Annotated in this window: 22 protein-coding genes; 15 read left to right on the top strand and 7 right to left on the bottom strand. The window is 69.6% G+C overall.

The features are described 5' to 3' along the window. Positions 1–6: 6 nt before the first annotated feature. On the bottom strand, positions 7–774 hold the full coding sequence (locus tag BLP38_RS11940) for an SDR family oxidoreductase (protein WP_091357913.1): 768 nt from the start codon (positions 772–774) through the stop codon (positions 7–9). Next, positions 767–2,149, bottom strand: coding sequence for a GntP family permease (locus tag BLP38_RS11935; RefSeq protein WP_091357910.1), 1,383 nt, complete (start codon positions 2,147–2,149; stop codon positions 767–769). The genes BLP38_RS11940 and BLP38_RS11935 overlap by 8 nt, the downstream gene beginning before the upstream one ends. A 138-nt stretch (positions 2,150–2,287) precedes the next feature. Here BLP38_RS11935 and BLP38_RS11930 point away from each other — a divergent pair, with 138 nt between their 5' ends. The 6 genes from BLP38_RS11930 to BLP38_RS11910 all read left to right on the top strand — a co-directional run bounded on the left by BLP38_RS11930 (position 2,288) and on the right by BLP38_RS11910 (position 6,929). Further along, positions 2,288–2,992: a FadR/GntR family transcriptional regulator gene (locus BLP38_RS11930; protein WP_091357907.1), complete on the top strand. Its 705-nt coding sequence runs from the start codon at positions 2,288–2,290 to the stop codon at positions 2,990–2,992. Positions 2,993–3,039: 47 nt separating this feature from the next. Next, the gene (locus BLP38_RS11925; RefSeq protein WP_091357904.1) at positions 3,040–3,321 is read left to right on the top strand and encodes a metal-sensitive transcriptional regulator; all 282 of its coding nucleotides are present in this window, start codon (positions 3,040–3,042) and stop codon (positions 3,319–3,321) included. 17 nt (positions 3,322–3,338) lie between these two features. Then, positions 3,339–3,626, top strand: coding sequence for a heavy-metal-associated domain-containing protein (locus BLP38_RS11920; RefSeq protein WP_091357901.1), 288 nt, complete (start codon positions 3,339–3,341; stop codon positions 3,624–3,626). Positions 3,627–3,655: 29 nt separating this feature from the next. Further along, positions 3,656–5,797 (top strand): heavy metal translocating P-type ATPase, encoded by a 2,142-nt coding sequence (locus tag BLP38_RS11915; protein WP_091359833.1) that lies wholly within the window; start codon positions 3,656–3,658, stop codon positions 5,795–5,797. Between the two features lie 198 nt (positions 5,798–5,995). Beyond that, positions 5,996–6,178, top strand: a complete 183-nt coding sequence (locus BLP38_RS14265) for a hypothetical protein (protein WP_157681102.1) — start codon at positions 5,996–5,998, stop codon at positions 6,176–6,178. Positions 6,179–6,326: 148 nt separating this feature from the next. Further along, a complete protein-coding gene (locus BLP38_RS11910) occupies positions 6,327–6,929 on the top strand; it encodes a VanZ family protein (RefSeq protein ID WP_091357897.1) in 603 nt (200 codons plus the stop codon). A gap of 66 nt (positions 6,930–6,995) precedes the next feature. Here BLP38_RS11910 and BLP38_RS11905 read toward each other — a convergent pair whose 3' ends face one another. Both BLP38_RS11905 and BLP38_RS11900 read right to left on the bottom strand, forming a co-directional pair. Continuing rightward, positions 6,996–7,166, bottom strand: a complete 171-nt coding sequence (locus BLP38_RS11905; protein WP_091357894.1) for a CsbD family protein — start codon at positions 7,164–7,166, stop codon at positions 6,996–6,998. A gap of 147 nt (positions 7,167–7,313) precedes the next feature. Continuing rightward, positions 7,314–7,901 carry a hypothetical protein gene (locus BLP38_RS11900; RefSeq protein ID WP_231916496.1) on the bottom strand — a complete coding sequence of 196 codons (588 nt, stop codon included), beginning with the start codon at positions 7,899–7,901 and terminating at the stop codon, positions 7,314–7,316. A 98-nt stretch (positions 7,902–7,999) separates the two neighbouring features. Here BLP38_RS11900 and BLP38_RS11895 point away from each other — a divergent pair, with 98 nt between their 5' ends. Together BLP38_RS11895 and BLP38_RS11890 are read left to right on the top strand one after the other, a co-directional pair. Continuing rightward, the gene (locus BLP38_RS11895) at positions 8,000–8,428 is read left to right on the top strand and encodes an SRPBCC family protein (protein WP_091357890.1); all 429 of its coding nucleotides are present in this window, start codon (positions 8,000–8,002) and stop codon (positions 8,426–8,428) included. Positions 8,429–8,507: 79 nt separating this feature from the next. Beyond that, positions 8,508–8,933, top strand: a complete 426-nt coding sequence (locus BLP38_RS11890; RefSeq protein ID WP_091357887.1) for a hypothetical protein — start codon at positions 8,508–8,510, stop codon at positions 8,931–8,933. Position 8,934: 1 nt separating this feature from the next. On the opposite strand, the gene BLP38_RS11885 is transcribed toward BLP38_RS11890, so the two are convergent. Both BLP38_RS11885 and BLP38_RS11880 read right to left on the bottom strand, forming a co-directional pair. Then, on the bottom strand, positions 8,935–9,672 hold the full coding sequence (locus tag BLP38_RS11885) for an SDR family NAD(P)-dependent oxidoreductase (protein WP_091357883.1): 738 nt from the start codon (positions 9,670–9,672) through the stop codon (positions 8,935–8,937). Between the two features lie 14 nt (positions 9,673–9,686). Next, complete coding sequence (locus BLP38_RS11880; protein WP_091357880.1) at positions 9,687–11,237, bottom strand: cryptochrome/photolyase family protein; 1,551 nt, start codon at positions 11,235–11,237, stop codon at positions 9,687–9,689. Between the two features lie 136 nt (positions 11,238–11,373). Here BLP38_RS11880 and BLP38_RS11875 point away from each other — a divergent pair, with 136 nt between their 5' ends. Both BLP38_RS11875 and BLP38_RS11870 read left to right on the top strand, forming a co-directional pair. Next, the gene (locus tag BLP38_RS11875) at positions 11,374–12,360 is read left to right on the top strand and encodes an aldo/keto reductase (RefSeq protein WP_091357876.1); all 987 of its coding nucleotides are present in this window, start codon (positions 11,374–11,376) and stop codon (positions 12,358–12,360) included. Between the two features lie 52 nt (positions 12,361–12,412). Further along, positions 12,413–13,405 (top strand): alpha/beta fold hydrolase, encoded by a 993-nt coding sequence (locus BLP38_RS11870; protein ID WP_091357872.1) that lies wholly within the window; start codon positions 12,413–12,415, stop codon positions 13,403–13,405. A gap of 3 nt (positions 13,406–13,408) precedes the next feature. Here BLP38_RS11870 and BLP38_RS11865 read toward each other — a convergent pair whose 3' ends face one another. After that, positions 13,409–14,596: an ROK family protein gene (locus BLP38_RS11865; protein ID WP_091357868.1), complete on the bottom strand. Its 1,188-nt coding sequence runs from the start codon at positions 14,594–14,596 to the stop codon at positions 13,409–13,411. A gap of 127 nt (positions 14,597–14,723) precedes the next feature. Here BLP38_RS11865 and BLP38_RS11860 point away from each other — a divergent pair, with 127 nt between their 5' ends. From BLP38_RS11860 to BLP38_RS11840, 5 genes are all read left to right on the top strand, one after another. Beyond that, on the top strand, positions 14,724–16,028 hold the full coding sequence (locus BLP38_RS11860) for an ABC transporter substrate-binding protein (protein WP_091357865.1): 1,305 nt from the start codon (positions 14,724–14,726) through the stop codon (positions 16,026–16,028). Then, positions 16,025–16,948, top strand: a complete 924-nt coding sequence (locus BLP38_RS11855) for a carbohydrate ABC transporter permease (RefSeq protein ID WP_091357862.1) — start codon at positions 16,025–16,027, stop codon at positions 16,946–16,948. Before BLP38_RS11860 ends, BLP38_RS11855 begins: the two co-directional genes overlap by 4 nt. Next, a complete protein-coding gene (locus BLP38_RS11850; protein ID WP_091357857.1) occupies positions 16,948–17,868 on the top strand; it encodes a carbohydrate ABC transporter permease in 921 nt (306 codons plus the stop codon). Before BLP38_RS11855 ends, BLP38_RS11850 begins: the two co-directional genes overlap by 1 nt. A 27-nt stretch (positions 17,869–17,895) precedes the next feature. Continuing rightward, complete coding sequence (locus tag BLP38_RS11845; RefSeq protein ID WP_091357852.1) at positions 17,896–19,590, top strand: glycoside hydrolase family 13 protein; 1,695 nt, start codon at positions 17,896–17,898, stop codon at positions 19,588–19,590. 126 nt (positions 19,591–19,716) lie between these two features. Then, positions 19,717–20,514, top strand: coding sequence for an Fpg/Nei family DNA glycosylase (locus BLP38_RS11840; protein WP_091357849.1), 798 nt, complete (start codon positions 19,717–19,719; stop codon positions 20,512–20,514). Positions 20,515–20,528 lie beyond the last annotated feature (14 nt).

Raw genomic sequence — 20,528 nt, 5'->3', positions numbered from 1 at the left:
CTCGGGTCAGACGACCGCGGTCATGCCGCCGTCGACGAACAGGTTCTGGCCGTTCACGAAGTCGCTCGCCGCCGAGGCGAGGAACACGAGCGGTCCGCGCAGCTCCGCGACGTCACCCCAGCGGCCGGCCGGGGTGCGCTGGGCGACCCAGTCCGAGAAGTCCGCGTCGGCGACGAGCGCCGCGTTCATCTCGGTGGCGAAGTAGCCGGGCGAGAGCGTGTTGACCTGGATGCCGTGGCGCGCCAGGTCGGCGGCCATCCCACGACTGAGCTGGGCGATACCGCCCTTGCTCGCGGCGTACGGGGCGATGGTCTGGCGCCCGAGCATCGACTGGACCGAGGCGATGTTGATGATCTTGCCGGAGCCGCGCGCGATCATGCCGGGAGCCACGAAACGCGACACGTAGAAGGCGCTCGACAGGTTGCTCGAGATGACGGCATCCCAGTCCGCGACGGGGAACTCCGCGAAGGGCGCCCGCCGCTGGATGCCGGCGTTGTTGACGAGGATGTCGGGGGCGCCGACTCGCTCGACGAGGTCGCCGATCGCCTCCTCGACAGCCGCGGCATCCGTGACGTCGAACAGGGCTGCCTCGGGACGGATGCCGGTGCGCTCGGCGATCGCGGCGGCGCTCCGCTCGACGGCCTCGGCATCGCGGCCGTGGACGATGACGCGGGCGCCGGCCTCGGCGAGGCCCACGGCGAGGCTCTGGCCGAGCCCCCGCGATGATCCCGTCACGAGGGCCAGACGGCCGGTGAGGTCGAAGACGTCAGACAAGGGACACCAGGCCGAAGATGCCGAGCACGATGAGGAAGCCTACGACCGACTCGAGGGCCTGCTGCACGGTCCAGGTCTTGAGGGTCGTCTTGACGTCCATGCCCATGAGGCGACCGACGAGCCAGAAACCGGAGTCGTTGACGTGACCCGCGAAGACGGAGCCGGCGGCGGTGGCGAGGACGATACATGCGACCTGCAGGGCATTGAATCCACTCGACAGAACGGCGGGTGCGACGAGCCCCGCGGCCGTCACGAGGGCGACGGTCGCCGAACCCTGCGCCACGCGGAGGAGGAGCGCGATCAGGTAGGCGGCGAAGATGACCGGGACGCCGATCGAGGCGAGCGAATCCGACAGCGCATCACCGATGCCCGAGGCGCGCAGGACGCCACCGAACATGCCACCCGCGCCGGTGATGAGGACGACCGAGCAGATCGGTCCGAGCGAGGACTCGACGATCTTGTCGAGCGCGCTGCCGCCGACACCGCGGCGGGTGCCGAGGACGAACAGGGCGACGAGGACGGCGATCAGCAGGGCGACCTGGCTCGTGCCGATGAGGCCGAGCGCCTGCACCCAGACGGCGGTGCCGTCGACGGCTCCCGACGAGACGAGCGCCGCAGAACCGGTGTTGAGGAGGATCAGGACCAGCGGGATCGCGATGACGCCGATGACGGTGCCGGCCTTGGGCGGGTTCGTGGGTTCGACGTCCTCGCCGAACAGACGGGGGATGGCGAGCGGGATGCGGCGGTCGATGAAGCGCGCCCAGAGGTACCCGCTGAGGTACCAGGTGGGGATCGCGACGACGAGACCGATGAGCAGGACGAGGCCGAGGTTCGCTCCGAAGGTCTCGCTCGCGGTGATGGGGCCGGGGTGCGGCGGCACGAAGACGTGCATGACCGAGAACGCGGCGGCGGCCGAGATGCCGTAGAGCAGCATGTGCTTGCCGCCGATGCGGCGCGCCACGGCGAAGATGATCGGCAGCATGACGACGAGGCCGGCGTCGAAGAACATCGGGAAGCCCATGAGGAGCGAGGCGACGCTCAGCGCGATGGCGGCGCGCTTCTCACCGAAGATCGAGACCATCTTCTCGGCCAGCACGCGGGCGCCGCCCGAGCTCTCGATGAGCGCGCCGAGCATCGCTCCGAAGCCGACGAGAAGTGCGACCGTGCCGACGGTCGAGCTGAAGCTGTCGATCAGCACCTTGCCGATGCTGCCGACGGGGATGCCGGTGGCCAGTGCCGTCAGCAGCGAGACCAGCACGAGCACGATGAACGCGTGCATGCGGACCTTGATGATGAGCAGCAGGATCAGGGCGACCGCTCCGGCCGCGATCAGAAGGAGCGGTAGCGCTCCGAGTGTTTGCGTCCACTCGTCCATGGGTGTGTTCTCCAGTGAATCGTCCCGGTGCCGGGGCCATTCCCGGCAGCGAGCCCACGGTGCCACATAAGTAGTACCTTTCGCAAGCGAATGATCGTACTTTTCGCGGTAGCGTGAGCATCGCTACGAAGGACACCGATGCCCACGCCTGCCACCACCGCATCCCACGCTCACATCGTCGAGACCCTCGGCCGGAGGATCGTCGGTGGTGAGTTGCCGCCCGGAACCGGGCTGACCCTCGCCGGTCTCGAAGAGTCGTTCACCGCGTCGCGGACGGTCGTGCGCGAAGCGGTCCGGGTCCTCGAGGCGCACGGGCTGCTCACCTCGCGTCGCCGTGTCGGGCTCGTCGTCCGGCCTCAGGCGGAGTGGGACATCTTGAACGCGGACATCATCGAGTGGTCGCTCGACAGCCCCCGACGGCGCGACGTGCTGATCGAACTGACCGACCTGCGCGTCGCCGTCGAACCCGTCGCGGCCCGGTTGGCCGCGGAACGGGCGGGGGATGCCGAGCGCGACGAGCTCGTGCGGTGGGCGACGCTGCTCAGCGACCTCGGGAATCAGGGTCTCGGCGACTCGGACGAGTACCTCGACGCCGACATCGCCTACCACCGGCTTCTGCTGAGAGCCTCGGGCAACGCCCTGTTCGAGAAGCTCGGCGACCCCATCGCCGAGATCCTGCGCGGCCGATCGGTGCGAGGGCTGACGCCCGGGATGCCGCGGGTCGGCACCCTCGAGGCCCACCTCGCGACGGCTCGGGCGATCCACGACGGGCGCGGTGCCGACGCGGAGGCCTCGGCCCGGGAGCACCTGACGCTCGTCTCCGGCGAGGTCGAGGAAGTCTGACCCGCGGGCCCTTGACGCACATACCCTAGGGGGGTACCGTATCTGTCATGAACGGGTACGACGCGAACAAGGATGACCTGCAGAAGCGACTGCGCCGGGTCGAAGGCCAGGTGCGCGGCATCGCGCGCATGGTCGACGAGGACAAGTACTGCATCGACATCCTCACGCAGGTCTCCGCCGCGACGAAGGCGCTCGAGACCGTCGCGCTCTCGCTGCTCTCCGACCACCTGAGTCACTGCGTCGCCGAGGCGAGCGCCGAGGGCGGCCAGGTCGCCGCCGAGAAGATCCGCGAGGCGAACGACGCGATCGCGCGTCTCGTCCGCTCCTGAACCCTGGAGGACACACCATGACCGACCGCATCCAGCTCGGACTGACCGACGTCTCCGCATCCGGGGCGCCCGCCGCACCGGCATCCGCCGTCAACGAAGAACTGCTCGTCACCGGTATGACCTGCGCGCACTGCGTGGCGAGCGTCCGCGAGGAGCTCTCCGAGATCGACGGTGTCGAGGCCGTGTCCGTCGACCTCGTCGCCGGCGGCACCTCGCACGTCACCGTGCACAGCGCGACCCCCCTCGACGACGACGCTCTGACCGCCGCCATCGAGGAGGCCGGATACACCCGGGTGTCCGCGTGAGCACCGACGTCGAGCTCGACATCTCGGGGATGACCTGCGCTTCGTGCGCCACCCGGATCGAGCGGAAACTCAACAAGCTCCCGGGCGTCGAGGCATCCGTCAACTACGCGACCGAGAAGGCGCGCGTCCGTGCCGAGGGCGTCGAGACGGCGCAGCTGATCGCGACCGTCGAAGCCGCAGGGTACGCCGCGGCGGTGCCGGCCCCTGAGCCCGGGGCGGCCGAGGCGGAGGACGAAACCACGCCGCTCCGCCAGCGGCTGCTGATCAGCGCGGCCCTCTCGTTGCCCGTCGCGCTGATGTCGATGATCCCGCCGCTGCAATTCGAGAACTGGCAGTGGCTCGCGCTGACCCTCGCGGCTCCGGTCGCGGTGTGGGGCGCGTGGCCGTTCCACCGTGCCGCCGCCGTCAACCTGCGCCACGGCGCGGCGACGATGGACACCCTCATCAGCCTCGGCGTCATCGCGTCGTTCGGCTGGTCGCTGTACGCCCTCTTCTTCGGCGGCGCGGGCATGCCCGGCATGACCATGACCTTCACGCTCGTCGGTGCGCCGCAGGCGGGCGGACACGAGATCTACCTCGAGGTCGCCGCGCTCGTCACGGTCTTCATCCTCACGGGCCGCTACATCGAGGCTCGCGCGAAGCGGGCGTCGTCCGAGGCGCTGCGCGCGCTGCTCGAACTCGGGGCGACGGATGCCGCAAAGCTGCAGAACGGCGTCGAGACCCGCGTGCCGGTCTCGCAGCTCGTCGTCGGCGACACGGTCGTCGTCCGCCCCGGCGAGAAGATCCCGTCGGACGGACTCGTCACCGCAGGGATGAGCAGCGTCGACGCGAGCATGCTCACGGGTGAGTCGATGCCCGTCGAGGTCGCTGAAGGGTCCCGCGTCGTCGGCGCGACGATCAACGTCGGTGGTCGACTCGAGGTGCAGGTCACCCGCGTCGGCGCCGACACGGAACTGGCGCGGATGCGGCGGCTCATGGAGGAGGCGCAGACCGGCAAGGCCGAGGTGCAGCGCCTCGCCGACCGCGTCTCGGCCGTCTTCGTGCCCGTCGTGATCGTGCTCGCGCTCGCCGCCCTCGTCGGCTGGGCGATCGCCGGTGCGCCGTGGGAGCTCGCCTTCACCGCTGCCGTCGCGACGCTCATCATCGCCTGCCCGTGCGCGCTCGGGCTCGCGACCCCGACCGCCCTGCTGGTGGGAACCGGGCGCGGGTCGCAGCTCGGCATCCTCATCCGTGGTCCGCAGGTGCTCGAGCAGACCCGTACCGTCGACACGATCGTGCTCGACAAGACGGGCACCGTCACGACCGGACGCATGAGCGTGACCGACGTGCTGCCTGCGAGCGTGTCCCGCGAGGAGCTTCTCTCGGTCGCGGCGGCCGTCGAATCGGGGTCGGAGCACCCCGTCGCCCGCGCGATCGTCGCGGCGGCGCCGACGGGGCGCGTCGAGTCGTTCCAGTCGCACGCCGGATTCGGTGTGCAGGGTGTCGTCGAGGGGGCGGCGGTCGTCGCCGGCCGGCCGTCGTGGCTCGCCGAGCAGTGGGCCGTTGCCGTGCCCGCCGATCTGCCCGAAGGGACGGTCGTGGCGGTCGCGCGCGACGGTGTGTACCTCGGCGCGATCATGGTCGCTGACACGGTCAAGTCGTCGAGCGGGGAAGCGATCGCGCGGTTCCGCGAGCTCGGGCTCGAGCCGATCCTGCTGACCGGCGACACCGAGTCCTCTGCAGCTCGGGTCGCCGCTGAGGTCGGGATCTCCCGCGTCGAGGCCGGCGTGACACCGGCGGGCAAGCTCGACACGATCCGCCGTCTGCAGGGCGAGGGCCGGGTCGTCGCGATGGTGGGCGACGGTGTCAACGACGCCGCGGCGCTCGCAGCCGCCGACCTCGGGATCGCGATGGGCGGCGGCACGGACGCGGCGATCGCGGCATCCGACATCACCGTCGTCTCGGGCGACCCGATCGTCGTCGCCGACGCGGTGCGTCTCGCGCGGCGGACCCTGGGCGTCATCAAGGGCAACCTGTTCTGGGCGTTCGCGTACAACGTCGCCGCGATCCCGCTCGCGATGGCCGCGCTGCTGAACCCGCTCGTCGCCGCGGCGGCCATGGCACTGTCGTCGGTGTTCGTGGTGACCAACAGCCTGCGCCTGCGCGGGTTCCAGGCGGTCGGGCGGGGCTGAGGGCGGCGCTGTGCGCGCGGTGCGGGGCGCCTCTGTACGCGGATGCAATAGATCGCGCGCGACGCGCCGAGCCGCGGCATCCTTCACCCGCGTGTCGCTTCGGATCTCTTGCATCCGCGGACATCGAAAGCGGCGGAAGGCCCGGAATCCGCCGCCCGGGGGATGTTGCCGAGGTGACGCAGGCTTACCGTCGAGGGCATGGATATGCATCAGCTGTCTCGAGCATCAGCGGGAGCGACGGCCGCCGTCATCCTCGGCTTCGCGGTCGGCCTGATCGCCGACAACGCCCTCATCGGACTCGCCGCGGGCGCAGTGTTGATCGGGCCGGGCGCGTACATCGGCCTGCGGCTGACTACCGGAAGGCCGGGTATCCCGGACTGAGGCCGCTGTCCGCGGGCCGCGATGAGCCCGGGTGTCCGTCGGCTTCGGCCGTGGGGCCGAGACCATCAGTCCGCGCACGATGAGACACAGACCTCCGCGTTCAGCACGCCGGTCAGCCCGAGCCGCCCGCCTCGGATAGGGTCCCGGAGTGTCCACAAACCCTTTCGGCGAGGTCCCCGTCCTGCCCGTAGCGATCCCGCTCGGCATCGCGCTGTTCGTCCTGTTGATCGCCGTGTTGGCGCGTCGGAACAAGCTCACGTGGGCTCGCGCCGTGACAGCCGTCGTCGTCGCGGTCTACGCCGCCGGGATCTTCGCCAACACGATCTTCCCGATCTACCTGTCGCCCGTCGACAGCGGTGAGCCGTGGACCCCGAAGCTCGCGCTGGTGCCGTTGTACGACTACGAGGTCGACGACGCGCTCATGAACATCGCGGTCTTCGTGCCGCTGGGAGTTCTGATCCCGCTCCTCATGCGTCGCTCGTCCTGGGTGAAGGTCGTGCTGGCCGCCGTCTCGGTCAGTCTGGGGATCGAGCTCGCGCAGTTGGTTGCGCAAGCGTTCTTCGCTGGCGGTCACATCGCCGACGTCAACGACCTGATGTGGAACACCGTGGGCGGCGTCGCCGGCTACGCGGTCTACCTGCTCGCCCTGCGCATCCCCGGCCTGTCCTCGCTCGTCCGCCTGTTCCGGTGGCATGACGACGCGGCGCCACGGACGGTGGCGAGCGCTCGTCACGCCGGAACGGCTTCCTGACGGCGCCTCATAAGATGAGGGGCCCCACCGGCTGACCGGCAGGGCCCCTCCCATGATCGGGCTGGCTTACTTGAACACGTCCTTGACGTTCTCGCCGGCCTTCTTGAGGTTCGCTTCGCGCTGGTCGGCTTCGCCCTCACGGCGAAGTTCCTCGTCACCGCGGTGGTCGCCCAGGGCTTCCTTCGCCTTGCCGGCGATGTCCTGCGCAGCGTTCTTGATCTTGTCGTCGAGACCCATGGCACACTCCTCAGTTCGTGGGAATCCCAGAATCCGACTCGCGGCGATTCCGCTCAACCGCTTGCATTCGACGCCGTTTGGTGAAACTCATACTTTTCGCCGACGCCTCGCAGGGGCGCAGCCACGCGATGCGGATGCCGGTCGGGTCTACTTTCCGCATCGACCTGCCCAGTTCTCGTCTGGTTCGTCGGCGTCGGGTGACGTTCCGGCATCCTGCGGCGCACGCCGGGGCTTCACGTCACGCAGGGCCAGCGCGCCGGTGCACGGCACCGCGAGCAGGTCTCCCTCGACGAGGTCGGTGGGCAGGGCTGCCTGGTTGTAGGGCCACGTGGGCGCACCGACGTCGCCCGGGACGATGTCGAACATCGCCGTCTTCGCGGTGGACGCACGACCGATGAGGCGGCAGTGCTCCCACTGGATCGGGAGGTCGTGCGTCGTGCAGTCGATGAGCGCCAGACGGCGCCCGTCCTGCGAGTCGACGCGCAGGGTCACGCGGAAGACGAGGACGGTGACGTCCATGCCGATGCCGCGACGACGGGCATCCTGCGTGTGCGGGTGGGCGAGGTCGCCGGTCATCACGCACGGCGTCCCTTCGAGCGCGGCCAGGCGCGTGAGCGACACACCAGCCACGGTCACATCGCACACCTCCGCGACGGTGTGCTCGGGCCAGGCCCGCCGTTCGATCGGATCGGGGATGCTGCGTCGCAGCGAGGGGAGGACCGAGGTCAACGTCATGAGCACAGTCCTAAGCGCTCACACACCGCCCGGGAACAGGTCCGAACGGAACCCATACGGCCGGCCCGCGCGTCGCACCCGGCACCTAGGGTGAGGGGATGTTCACCGTCACCGAGTCCGTCACCATCGACCGCCCGGTGACCGAGGTGTTCGACTTCTTCACCGAGGGCCGCGCCCGGTGGGACGAGTCGGTCGTCTCCGAGCAACTGACGTCGCCGCCGCCCGTCGGCGTCGGATCGACCCTTCACACACGGATGCGGGCGGTCGGTCGCGAGGTCGACTTCGACTGGCGCGTCACGGCCTACGACCCCGGCGCGCGGATGGCGGTGACGAGCACGAGCGGGATCATGGCCACGTCCTCAGACCTGCAGTTCGCCGATGCGAACGGCGCGACCGTCGTCGCCGTGCGCATCGACGCCGAGCCGACCGGGATCATGCGTCTCGCCGAGCCGATGATCGCCGACTCGATCCGCTCGACGCTGTCGACGTCGCTCACCCGCGCGAAGCGGATGCTGGAAGGCTCCTGACCCGGCGTCATCCTCTGGGCTGACACGGATGCCTCTCCGGGCCGACGACCTGCGCGCGGTGCCTGCGTAGACAGGAAGCATGAAGCGCACACTCGCCGCCCTGTCCCTTGTCCTCGTCGCCGCTGGCGTCATGACGGCCTGCGCGCCGACCGATGGTGATGACGAGGAACGCATCGTGAGGACCGTCAGCGAAGGATCGATCATCCCCGTCGCCGACCTGGTGCCCGACGATGCGAAGCGATTCACGATCGTGTGCCCGTACGAGAGCGTGGAGGATGTCGCCACGCGTCTCGGCGTCCCGGCGAAGACCGTCCCCGACCTCTCGAAGCGCGACGATGCACAGGCGCTTATCGTCGTGACCGCGGACGGCGTCGATGCAGCCGAGTTCCCGCGTGACCGCGTCGACCTGTGCTCCACCGAGGGCGCGTGGGCGGTCTACGAGAGGACTGACACGGCCACGGCCGCCGTCGCGCGCAAGGACGACGTGTACGTCGTCACGCGCTGACCTACTTCACCAGGGGCCGCACCGTCGTGAAGCCGCCGTCAACCGGGATCACCTGACCGGTGATGCGACCGGCATCCGTCGACAGCAGCCAGTCCATGACCGTTGCGACGTCGTCGGCCGTCTGCACGCCGCCGAGCGGGTACTGCTTCTCGGCTCCCTCGCGCTGCATGGGGACGCTCAGCATCCCGGCGGTCATCGGGGTGTCCGTCATCCCCGGAGCGACCGCGTTGACCCGGATGCCGCGCGCGGCATACGTGGCGGCGGCACTGCGCACGAGCGCCTCGATGCCCCCCTTCGCGGCGGCGATCGCCTCGTGGTTGGCGACGCCGATCCGGGCGACGACCGAGCTCGCGAAGACTGCGGCGCCGGGCTGTTTGCCCGTCGCCTCGAGCCAGGCCTGCAGGATCCAGATGCTGCTCTCGAGGTTGACGCGCAAGATGTCGCGCGCTGCGTCGGCCTTCGTCCGATGCAGCGGGGTGATGAGCGTGCTGCCGACCGCGTGCGCGAGCCACGCCGGTGCGTCACCCAGCTCGGACCGGCAGCCCTCGAGCGCTGCGGCGGCACCCTCGGGCGTCGTCACGTCGGCCTCGATGTGCGCGTCTGCCTCGACGGAGGCGAGGGATGCGGCATCCCGCCCCACCGCGGCGACGCGCAGACCGCGCGCCCGCAGCCGCGCGACGAGGGCGCTCCCGACTCCACCGCGGGCGCCGGTCACGAGGGCGATGTCGGTCGAGGTCATGGTGCTCTCCTTGCTCAGGTGTGCGGAACCGTGATGTCGCCGCGGCGGATCGCGTCGGCGCGCTCGCGGATGCCGGTGATCTCGTCGTCGTCCAAGCGCGACACGTTCTTCACCTGCAGCGACATGCGGTGGTTGGCGGCGAGGGGCTCCTCGTGCCGGATGAGGTAGTCCCAGTACAGGGTGGTGAAGGGGCAGGCGTCTTCGCCGATCCGTTTCGCGGGGTCGAACGGGCACGTCTTGCAGTACGGGCTCATGCGGTCGATGTACTTGCCGGTCGCGGCATACGGCTTGCTGCCCATCAGCCCGCCGTCCGCATACTGGCTCATGCCGAGCGTGTTCGGGAGTTCCGCCCACTCGACCGCATCGACGTAGACCGCGAGGTACCAGGCGTGCACCTCCCGGGGATCGACGCCGAGCAGCATCGCGTACAGACCCGTCACCATGAGGCGCTGGATGTGGTGGGCGTACCCGTTCTCGAGCGTCGTGCCGATCGCGTCCTGAAGGCACGCCATCGCCGTGTCGCCGGTCCAGTAGAAGTCGGGGAGCGGTTCGAACGCCTCGAAGGCGTTCCGCTCGAGGTAGCCGGGCATCTGCGTCCAGTAGATGCCGCGGACGTATTCACGCCATCCGAGGATCTGCCGGATGAAACCCTCCACGGCGGGCAGCGGAGCCTTCTTCTCGCGGTAGGCCGCCTCGGCCGCGGCGACGACCTCGCGTGGAGTCAGCATCTTGAGGTTCATCGACGACGACAGGTGCGCATGCCAGAGCCACGGTTCGCCCGGCCACATCGCGTCCTGCGTCTCGCCGAAGCCCGGCAGACGTTCCTCGATGAACAGGTCGAGCGCCTCGAGGGCCTGCGCGCGGGTGACCGGCCAGGCGAACGAGTCGAGCGAGCCGGGGTGGTCGGCGAACCTCTTCTCGACGAGCGCGATGACCTCGCGAGTGGTCTCGTCGGGCTCGAACCGAGCGCGCGGGGGGACCAGCCCCGGTCCCTGCTTCGGGAACGACTTGCGGTTGTCGGCGTCGTAGTTCCACGACCCGCCCACCGGCTGTCCGCGGGTCGTCATCAGCACGTCGTGCTTCTTGCGCATCTCGCGGTAGAAGTACTCCATCCGCAGCGACTTCCGCCCTTCGGCGTGCGCGGCGAACTCGGCGACGGTGCTGAAGAAGTGCCGGTCCTCACGGATGTCCAACGGGATGCCGCTGTGCTCGGCCACGTCGCGCAGCGCTTCGCGCACCCGCCACTCGCCGGGCTCCGTCACGACGAGTCCCTCGGGCTTCAGCGTCGTCACGTCGGCCGCGAGCTGGTCGGCCAGCGAGTCCTTCGTCGAACGGGCGTCGAGCTTCGCGTAGTGGAGGGGGCGCCCGGCATCCGTCACCTCCGCGGCGAAGTGCCGCATCGAGGCGAGGAAGACGGCGGTGCGCTGCTTCGTGCTCCAGACGTGCTCGGATTCGCCCGCGACCTCGGCCATCCAGACGGTGTCCTGATCCGGGTCGAAGCCGTCGAATGCGCTCGACTCATGATCGAGCTGATCGCCCAGCACGATGACGAGGTGTCGCAGCATGGCGCCAGCGTAGGAAGGGGGTCGGACGGTTCCCACCGCTTGTGCCGAGCGGGCGAGCGCGCTAGCGATGGGGGCTCTGCCAGGGCCTCCCTCGTCCGCGCCCAGAGGCTTATCGTCGACGGCAGGAGGTTGACACATGCACACCAGGACACTCGGACAGGGCCTGCAGGTCTCGGCGATCGGGCTCGGAGCGATGGGGATGTCGCAGAGCTACGGACCCAACCCCGGTGATCGCAGCGAGATGATCGCGGTGCTCCGCTCCGCGCTCGACGCCGGCGTCACGTTCTTCGACACCGCCGAGGTGTACGGCCCATACGTCAACGAGGAGCTCGTCGGCGAAGCCCTCGAGCCGGTGCGCGATCAGGTGGTCATCGCGACGAAGTTCGGGTGGGACATCCAGAACGGGCAGTCGGTCGGACTCGACAGCCGTCCGGAGCAGATCCGTCGCGTCGCCGACGCGTCGTTGCGCCGGCTCCGGACCGACACGCTCGACCTCTTCTATCAGCACCGGGTCGATCCGGACGTCCCCATCGCCGACGTCGCGGGGACGATCGGCGAGCTCGTCGCCGAAGGGAAGGTGCGGCACTTCGGGCTGTCCGAGGCGTCGGCCGCGACCATCCGCGCCGCGCACGCCGTGTTCCCGGTGACCGCCGTGCAGAGCGAGTACTCGCTGTGGACCCGCGATCCCGAGGTCGAGGTCCTGCCGACCCTGGCCGAACTCGGGATCGGTTTCGTGCCCTTCAGCCCGCTCGGCAAAGGTTTCCTCACGGGGACGGTGAGCACCGACACCGCATTCGATGAGGGCGACATCCGGCGCCGCGTGCCGCGTTTCGAGGCGGAGAACCTGTCCGCGAACCAGGCATTGGTCGATCATGTGAAGGTCCTCGCCGAGGCGAAGGATGCCGCGCCCGGCCAGATCGCGCTGGCGTGGCTGCTCGCGCAGCATCCGTCGATCGTGCCGATCCCCGGCACTCGGCGCACGTCGCGCATCCGCGAGAACGCTGCGGCGACCGAGGTGGCGCTCTCGGCAGACGACCTCGCCGACCTCGCCGGCCTCGCGCAGCGGGTCGGTGTCGCCGGCGACCGCTACAACGCGACCCTCATGGAGTACGTGAACCGCTGAGCGACACCGCCCCGCGGCGCGCGGCACCGGCGCCGGCTGGCATCCTGGGTGCATGCCCGCCACCGAGGACGCCCCCGACGTCGACGTCGAGCACGTCGGACGCGGCAGCCATCGCACGCGTGTGACGCGCGTCGAGACCACGGCAGGCGACGGCGGACGGCCCTTCGTCCTCGTCGCCGGTGTCGGTGTCGCAGCGACGTACTTCGAGTTCCTCGCGCCCTCGCTCGCCGAGCACGGGGACGTGTTCGCGCTCGACCTGCCCGGATTCGCGGGGATGCCGCGGCCCGGCGACCAGCCCACGGCGGAGTTCTTCGCGGATCGGGTCGAAGAGGTCCTCGATCACTACGGCCTCGAGGATCCGGTGATCATCGGTCACTCGATGGGCACGCAGGTCGTCACCGAAGTCCTGATCCGACGGCCGCAGCTGCGGCACGCCGTGCTGGTGAGCCCCGTCGTGAACGACCAGGAGTCGTCGCTTCCGATCGTTGCGCTGCGGTTCGCCCAGTCCGCGACGCGCGAGACGTTCCACCTCGCGATGACCGCGCTGTCGGCATACGTCCTCTGCGGGTTCGTCTACTTCGTGCAGGTTCTGCCGCACATGCTGCGATACCGGTTGGTCGAGCGGATGCCGCGGGTCGAGGCATCCGTCCTGTTCATCCGCGGCGAGTACGACGCGACGTCACCGCGCCGGTTCCATTCGCGGCTCGTAGCCGCGGCGCGGAAGGCCCGCCGGTGGGAGATCCGGGGCGCGGCGCACTCGATCATCAACGCGCACGCGGTGGGGGCGGCCGAGCTCATCGTGAAGCACGCGAACGATTCGCTGCGGCCGAAGGGACGGATGCCGGCCGAGGAGGCCGCCGTTCCGCCACCGCCCCACGCCGGCATCGGGGTCGTCTGGAGCGCGATGCTCGAACGCGCCGCCGAATGGTGGTCGGCCGCGCGCCGCGACGAGGCCGGCGTCGAACGCGCGAAGGAACGGCACGCCCGCATCCTCTGGCGCGCCTACTCCCGCGCGCGCCAGGACCCGCGCCGCGAGGTGCGCTGAGACTCAGGCCGGCCAGACGTCGAGCGCGCGTTCGCGCGCTGAGGTCACAGCCGCGGCGACCGCTCCGGTGACCACGACCTCGCCCCCCAGGGTCGACGCGACGAGCTCCGGCGCGGGCAGGTCCAGGTCGGTCGGGAGCGACCGCCGCGCCGCAGCGACGACCTCGTGCACGCCGTCCGCGATCGCGCCCGACACGACGACACGCTCCGGGTCGAACATGCTGCCCAGGACGCTCACGATGCGGGCGAGGGCGAGGCCCACGCGGTCCACGATCCGCAGCGCGTCGGCGTCTCCCCGGGCGGCCATCGCGAGGACCGTCCGGGCGTCGAGCTCTTCTGGCCCGACCTCCCGGAATCCCGCCGTCGCCTCACCGGAGCGGGCGAGTTCGGCGGCCCACGATGCCACCCGCGATCCGAGGCCCTCGGCGCCGCGCACGCCGTCGACGTGGTCGAATGCGACCATCTCGCCGACCCCGCCGTGATGACCGCGCAGCAGGTGTCCGTCGACGACGACCCCGGCGCCCAGGCGCGACCCGGCGAGCAGGGCGATGTAGTCCTGGCATCCCTTCGCGGCCCCGTTCGACCCCTCGGCGACCGCAGCCAGCGACGCGTCGTTCTCGATCCGCACGATCGGTGCCCACGAGAGGACGTCGACGAGGTCGGGGTTCATGCGCTCCCAGAAGCGGGTGGGATGCCGCGGCGACCGCCCCGTGCGGTCGACCGGCGCGGGCACGCCGGCGCACACCGCGAGCACGTCCGCTCGCGTGCGACCCGCAGCGGCCAGGGCCCGGTCGACGGTCTCGGCCACGGCAGCGGCGCGAGCGGGGGCGTCGTCACGGTCCAGGACGAGGCGCGCGTCGGCATCCGCCATCGACTCGCCCCGGAGGTCCGCGATCGACACCGACACGTGCTCGTGTCCGGCGTCGATGCCGACGACGAGGGCGGCGTCGTCTCGCAGCGCGAACCGACGCGCCGGGCGGCCCTTGCGGTAATCCCCGGCCAGACGTGCATTCGGCAGCTCGGCGAGCAGCCCGCGAGCGACGAGGGCAGCGGTCGCTTCGATGGTCGTCGACCGCGTCAACCCCGTGGACTCCATCGCGTCCGTGGCGGTGAACTCGAGTGTCTCCCACGCGAAAGCGAGCACGGCGTCCTGACTCGCCGGGCGAGTCGGAGGAGAGACGAGTGTCGACATCGGGGTCTTGACCTTTCGGGATCTGCCCTGCAATATTGCCTGCATCGGATTGATTTGGCGACTAAATATAGTCGCGAGGTTTGACCGATTCGGGATCTTTCGTCCGCAACGACGCGATCGGATACACATGTCATCGACCCATTCCCGGCTGCGCCGGGGCGCCGCGGCGCTCGCCGTCCTCTCGATCGGGGGTGCACTGCTCGCCGGTTGCTCGGCCGACGGCCGCGAGACCCTGCGGTTCACTTTCAGCAAGCGCGAGGCGCTGCCGTTCATGCAGGACGTCGTGCAGAAGTACAACGCCTCGCAGGACCGCGTCACTGTCGAGATGGACACCTCGGGCGTCGACGTCGTCTCGGCCAGCTTCGTCCGAGGCAACCCGCCCGACATCATGCTCGCCAACTACAACTACGAGGTCGCCCGCTTCGTGCAGCGATGCGCGCTCAGCGACCTGAGCGGGACGGATGCCGCCGCCACGGTGCGCGAGGACCTGCAGCCCCTCATGGAGCAGTACGGCACATGCGAGGGTCGCACGAGTGCGCTGCCGTACTCGGTGATGGCGTCGTCGGTCATCTACAACACGCAGATCTTCGAGGAGAACGGCCTCGAGGTGCCGACCACGTGGGACGAGCTCATCGCCGTCTGCGACGCGCTCGAAGAGGCAGGCGTCACGCCGATCTACGGCACCTTCAAGGACGACTGGACCGTGGCGCAGGGCTGGTACGACTACGCGATCGGCGGGTCCGTCGACGTGATCGACTTCTTCGACCGCCTCGCCGCGGAGGGCGCGGAGGTCGACAGCTCGTCGGAGGTCTCCTTCGAGAAGACCTTCACCGAGCCGGTCGAGAAGGTGCTGCAGCTCGCCACCGAGTACACGAACCCCGATGCCGACAGCCGCGCATACGGCGACGGCAACCTCGCGTTCGGCGAGGGCGAGGCGGCGATGTACCTGCAGGGGCCGTGGGCTTTCAGCGAGATCGCCAAGACAGCGCCCGACGCCCCGCTCGGAACGTTCCCGCTTCCGATGACGGATGATCCCGACGACCTCGCGATCCGCGTGAACATGGACCTCGCGGCCATGATCCCCGACGCGTCGACGAAGAAGGATGCCGCCCGGGACTTCCTCGAATACCTCTACCAGCCCGAGATCATCGAGGCCTACAACGAGTCGCAGCTCGGGTTCGCACCGACGACGGATGCCGCTCCGCCGCAGGATCCGCGAATCGAGGGCATGCAGTCGTTCTACGACGAGGGTCGGATCTACCAGGGTCCGTCGGTGCTCGTCCCGAAGACGATCCCGGTGTTCGCCTACGCGCAGGCCATGCTGTTCGGCCAGGACCCCGCGCGCACGTTCGCCACCATGGACAGTGACTGGTCGCGACTCGCGTTCCGCCAGCCCGTCCTCACCGACGAGGCCGAGGAGGCAACGCGATGACCACCACCACAGGGTCGACGACGACCCTCCTGACTCAGGGCGACCGCACCGCGAGGCGCAGTTCGAAGCGCGTCGAGCCGATCTACTACCTGTTCCTGCTGCCGACGGTGCTGCTGTTCACCCTCGCGATCACGGTTCCGGGTCTCATCGGCATCTTCTTCAGCCTCACCGACTCGATCGGGCTGGGGGAGTGGAACTTCATCGGGTTCACGAACTACATCGCCCTCTTCAGCGACCCGGCGATCCTGCAGAGCTACCTGTTCACGGCGGGCTTCGCGATCGCGACCGTGATCGTCGTCAACATCGCGGCGTTCCTGCTCGCCGTCGGGCTGACCGCCCGCATCCGCTTCAAGACGGGCCTTCGCACGATCTTCGTGATCCCCATGGTCATCTCGGGCATCATCATCGCCTACGTCTTCAACTTCCTGTTCTCGAACTCCCTGCCCACGGCGGGGTCGACCCTCGGCATCCCGTGGTTGCAGGAAAGCCTGCTCGCGAACCCCGACCTCGCGTGGATCGCCATCGTCATCGTGACGGCGTGGCAGGCGATCCCCGGGACGCTCCTCATCTACATCGCCGGGCTGCTGTCGGTGCCGGGCGACGTGTACGAGGCGGCCGACCTCGACGGCGCATCGAAGCGCCAGCAGCTGTTGCGGATCACGCTGCCGCTGGTCGCCGGCTACGTCGTCATCAACGTGATCCTCGGGTTCAAGGGCTTCCTGAACGCCTACGACATCATCGTCGGTCTCACAGGTGGCGGGCCTGGGACGGCGACCCGCAGCGTCGCGATGACGATCATCGCGGGCTTCAACGGCGGCGACTACGCCTACCAGATGGCCAACGCGACGATCTTCTTCATCGTCGCCGTCGTGATCTCCCTCCTCCAACTCTCGCTCACGCGCGGAAGGAACCGAGTCTGATGTCCACCACGCAGCCCGCGCTCGCCTTCGAACAGGCCGATGCCGTCACCGCGACGGACCGCCCCGCCGACGCCCCGCGTCGCCGGCGCCGCGCGGTCGCCGAACGTCCCAGCTGGTCGACCACCGTCATCCTCTTCCTCTGCGCCATCACCGTCCTCCTGCCGCTGTACGTCACGATCTCGATGTCGCTGAAGACGACGGGACAGGCCGTCGACGGCAACGCGTTCTCGCTGCCGGCCCCGATCAGCTTCGACGGGTTCGTGCAGGCGTGGAACCTGACGCAGTTCCCCGTCGGCGCCGCGATCTCGTTCTTCGTCACCGCCGGCACCGTCGTCGCGACGATCATCCTCGCCGCCTTCGCCTCGTATGCGATCGTCCGCAACTGGGACCGGAAGCTCTTCCGCTACTCGTTCTTCTACCTGCTCGCGGCGATGTTCATCCCGTTCCCCGTCGTCGCGCTGCCGCAGATCCAGCTCACCGGCCGGCTCGGGCTCGACAACCCGTTCGGGGTGATCCTGCTGGCGACGATGTTCCAGCTCAGCTTCAGCGTGCTGCTGTTCACCGCGTTCCTGCGCTCGATCCCGATCGAGCTCGAGGAGAGCGCCCGCATCGATGGCGCCTCGACGTGGCAGACGTTCTGGAAGCTGATCTTCCCGCTGCTCGCGCCGATGAGCGCGACGGTCGGCATCTTCGCCTTCCTCTACGCGTGGAACGACTTCATGCTCCCGTCGCTCATCATCTCCGACCCGTCGATGCAGACCCTGCCCGTGCGGCAGAACCTGTTCCAGACGCAGTTCAGCAACAACTACAACGTCGCCTTCGCGTCGTACCTCATGGCCATGGCCCCCGCGATCCTCGCGTACCTCTTCACCCAGCGCTGGGTGATGGAGGGCGTGACGCAGGGCGCCGTCAAGGGCTGACCGACCACCGAACCCCGAAAGGACACCGTGACCTCCGACGTGCAGACCGCACCCGAGACCGCCGACCTCACCGACGCCGAGCTACCCGAGTGGTGGCGCCAGGCGGTCGTCTACCAGGTGTATCCCCGCAGCTTCGCGGATGCCGACGGTGACGGCATCGGCGACCTGCGCGGCATCCGCTCGCGGGTGCCCTACCTGAAGGAACTCGGCGTGGACGCGGTGTGGATGAGCCCGTTCTACCCGTCGGAGCTCGCCGACGGCGGGTACGACGTCGCCGACTACCGCGACGTCGATCCCCGCCTGGGGACGCTCGCCGACGCGGACGCGCTGATCGCCACGCTGCACGAGGCCGGGATCAAGGTCGTCATCGACATCGTGCCGAACCACACGTCCGACCAGCACGCGTGGTTCCAGGAGGCGCTCGCCTCGGAGCGCGGGTCGGCTGCGCGGGCGCGGTACATCTTCCGCGACGGGAAGGGCGAGAACGGCGAGGAGCCGCCGGCGGACTGGCAGTCCGTGTTCGGCGGGCCGGCCTGGGAGCCGGTCGGCGACGGCCAGTGGTACTTCCACAACTTCGCCGTCGAGCAGCCGGACCTCGACTGGTCGAACCCCGAGGTGCGTGCCGACTTCGTGCGGACCCTCCGCTTCTGGTCCGACCGGGGCGTCGACGGATTCCGCATCGACGTCGCGCACATGCTCACGAAGGACCTGCCCGTCGACCTGCCGACGCAGGCCGAGCTCGACGCGATGCCGCACGACGGGCAGCACCCGATGATCGACCGCGACGACGTGCACGAGGTCTACGCCGAGTGGCGTGCGGTCTTCAACTCGTACGACCCGCCCCGCACCGCCGTCGCCGAGGCCTGGGTCGCGCCCGCCCGCATCCCGCTGTATGCCAGCGCCGAGAGCCTCGGGCAGGCGTTCAACTTCGACCTCCTCGAGGCCGACTTCGATGCGAGCCAATTCCGACGCATCGTCACCGACAACCTCGCGCTCGCCGCGTCGTCGGGATCATCGACCACCTGGGTGCTGTCGAACCACGACGTCGTGCGCCACGCGACGCGTTACGGGCTGCCGCATCCGGCCCGGGATGCCTCGGGCCGCCCCGCGCGCAAGCACGGCAACGAATGGCTGCTCTCCGGCGGCGCCGCGTCGACCGTCGATGCCGACGCGGGGATCCGGCGGGCGCGCGCCGCGAGCCTGTTCGTCCTCGGGCTGCCGGGATCGGCGTACATCTATCAGGGCGAGGAGCTCGGCTTGCAGGAGGTCGGGGACATCCCAGAAGGCGACCGCCAGGACCCGACGTTCTTCCGCAGCCCTGGCGAGGACATCGGGCGGGACGGATGCCGAGTGCCGATTCCCTGGTCTGAGTCCGGATCGTCGTTCGGCTTCGGCTCGGGAGGAGCGCACCTGCCGCAGCCGGCGTGGTTCGGCGAGATGTCGGTCGAGGCGCAGGAGGGGGATCCCACGTCGACGCTGAACCTCTACCGCCGCGCGCTGCATCTGCGCGACGACCTGCAGACCGCGGAGGAACTGACCTGGCTCGAGACGGGGCGTGCCGATGTGCTCGCATTCACCCGACCGAACGGTTGGACCGTCGTGACGAACTTCGGCGACGAGTCGGCCGACCTGCCGGCGGGCGAGGTGCTGCTCGCGAGCGGAGATCTGGACGGCGGGCAGCTGCCGGGCGCGACGACGGTCTGGCTGCGCGCCGCACGCTGACGCGCGTCGGCCCGGCCCTCCGACTCCAGCGCCGAATCACCACTCAGCTGTCGAATCACCGCCGGAATGCACGACGATGGGTGGTGATTCGGCACGCGGGTGGTGATTCGGTAGGCAGGGGGACGGATGCCCGAGGGCGACAGCGTGTACCGGTTGCGGCAGCGGCTGGCCGCGGCATCCGTCGGTCACGTCGTCGTCGCGGGGGAGCTGCGTTCCGGCGCGGCGGCGGGCACCCCGCTCGCGGGTGCGCGGATCACCGCGTACGACACGCACGGCAAGCATCTGCTGACCCGGTTCGACACCGGGCAGACGATGCACACGCACCTGCGGATGCAGGGCAGCTGGACCGTGACGCGGCCGGGTCGACGCATCCCCTCGCGCGAGGATCACCGGGTGCGCGTGCGGATGCGCCTCGACGACGGGTCGACGCTGTGGGGCATCGACCTGCCGGTGGTCGAACTCGTCGCGACTGCGGACGAGGGCGCCCTGCTGGCGTACCTCGGTCCCGATCCGCTGCGGGACGACTGGGATGCCGCCGAGGCGGTGCGTCGACTGTCGTTGCAGTCCGAGCGGCCTCTGGTCGCGGCACTCCTCGACCAGCGGAACCTCGCCGGACTCGGCAATCTGTGGGTCAACGAGACCGCATTCCTCTCCGGCGTGCATCCGTTCGCACCGGTCGGGTTGGTCGACCTGGTTCCGCTCGTCGAAAAGGCGTCGCGGATGCTGCGGATCTCGGCGACCGTGCCGGGCATGTACCAGGTGACCACCGGTTCGACCCGGAAGGGCGAGTCCCATTGGGTCGTCGGACGCGCCGGGCGCCCATGCCTGCGCTGCGGCACGCGGATCCTCGTGCGCGACGAGGTCGCGAACGACCCGGAGCGCCGTCGCACCTGGTGGTGCCCACGCTGTCAGCCGGAACGATGACGGCTAGGTTGGGC

The organism is Microbacterium sp. LKL04 (assembly GCF_900102005.1).
Lineage (GTDB): Bacteria > Actinomycetota > Actinomycetes > Actinomycetales > Microbacteriaceae > Microbacterium.
Note: the sequence above shows the minus strand (reverse complement) of the source record. Positions and strands in the feature narration are given on the sequence as shown.